A 1007-nucleotide genomic window follows, 5' to 3' on the forward strand; every position below is an offset into this window, starting at 1 on the left:
TAGAGCAACTTTGAGAATAGCGTTATTGCACTTGTTTAGATTCAAAACGCAGAAGTCGTAGCGCATTGAGTGTCACTAACGCAGTCGCCCCACTGTCTGCCAAGACCGCAACCCAAAGCCCAGTGATACCCAATAAACTGGTGACTAAGAACACGCCTTTTAAGCCAAGCGCCAATGCCACGTTTTGACGAATGTTATTGAGCGTCGCACGTGATAATTCAATCATTGCTGGCAATTCAACCAAGCGGTTGTGCGTTAGTGCCGCATCAGCAGTTTCTAATGCGACGTCAGTACCTCCGCCCATCGCGATACCAATGCTAGACGCTTTCATCGCAGGTGCGTCGTTAATACCATCACCAACCATCGCAACCGTGTGCTCAGTAGAAAGTTGTTCCACATAACGAACTTTATCGGCAGGCAACAAGCTCGCTTTGTAATCCAAACCAATTTGATGGGCTATCGCTTCTGCACTGCGTGGGTTGTCCCCCGTCAACATCACAGAACTCACGCCCAACATTTTCAACGTCGCGATTGCCTGTTGAGCATCTTGACGAAGAGTATCTTGCCACGCGATCACGCCAATAACCTCGTAATCGTAACGAACGATCACCACGGTTTTGCCTTGTTCTTCCAGTTCAATAACACGTTGTTCAACTTTCGAAGAAACAGGGAAGTCCGCTTTTGATGGCGCAATAACTTGCACTAATTTACCGTTCACCAAACCTGTTACACCAGAGCCAACTTGAGCAGTTTTATCACTTGCCTCAGGAATCGAAACGCCTTGTTCTTCGGCCCGCTTCACTAATGAAACCGCTAAAGGATGACTTGACCCCATCTCGATAGAAGCCGTTAAACTCAGTAGTGTTTCTTCTGTTACATCATAAGTCACCACGTCTGTTACTTGCGGTTTACCTTGTGTCAACGTGCCTGTTTTATCAAACGCGACCGACTCCACTTTGCCAAGCAACTCAAGCGCTGCCCCACCTTTGATCCATGCACCACGGCGT

General features: G+C 48.0%; 1 protein-coding gene. It reads right to left on the minus strand.

The window, feature by feature from the left end:
• Positions 1-22: 22 nt before the first annotated feature.
• Positions 23-1007: HAD-IC family P-type ATPase (locus R7M72_RS26240; RefSeq protein ID WP_318056611.1), on the minus strand; the 985-nt coding region annotated here is incomplete at its 5' end.

The sequence above is a fragment of the Vibrio sp. YT-18 genome (genome assembly GCF_033337345.1).
In the GTDB taxonomy this organism is placed as follows: Bacteria; Pseudomonadota; Gammaproteobacteria; order Enterobacterales; family Vibrionaceae; genus Vibrio; species Vibrio alginolyticus.